Source organism: Mesorhizobium sp. M8A.F.Ca.ET.202.01.1.1 (assembly GCF_004791595.1).
In the GTDB taxonomy this organism is placed as follows: domain Bacteria; phylum Pseudomonadota; class Alphaproteobacteria; order Rhizobiales; family Rhizobiaceae; genus Mesorhizobium.
In genome coordinates this window covers 1-291 of record NZ_SRUN01000270.1, presented here as the reverse complement: position 1 = coordinate 291, position 291 = coordinate 1, and the positions used below count along the sequence as shown (strand labels likewise).

Sequence of the window (291 nt, the reverse complement as noted above, 5' to 3'; positions counted from 1 at the left end):
TTGCGGGCCAGGCTGCGTTGCAGGGTGCGCAGGTACAGCTCGTCGTCGTCGACCAGCAGGCCCTGGGGGGAGGGATGAAGGCTCATGGGGTGTCCTCGCGTGGGGCCAACGGCAGGCGGAAGCCGACGCGGCTGCCGGCCCCCTGGGCCGGGCGCATCCACATCTCGCCGTCGAGGCGTTCGATGGTGGCATGGGACAGGGCCAGGCCGACGCCCATGCCCTCACTCTTGCTGCTGCCGAACAGCCGGCCCGGCAGCACGGCGGCACGGGCGTCGAAGCCATGGCCGTAAT

1 protein-coding gene is annotated in these 291 nt (G+C 71.5%); it reads right to left on the bottom strand.

Going from position 1 to position 291, the window contains the following annotated elements; genetic code table 11:
* Positions 1–82 precede the first annotated feature (82 nt).
* A partial coding sequence (locus tag EN845_RS34800) for an ATP-binding protein (protein WP_348631139.1) occupies positions 83–291 on the bottom strand: 209 nt, incomplete at its 5' end.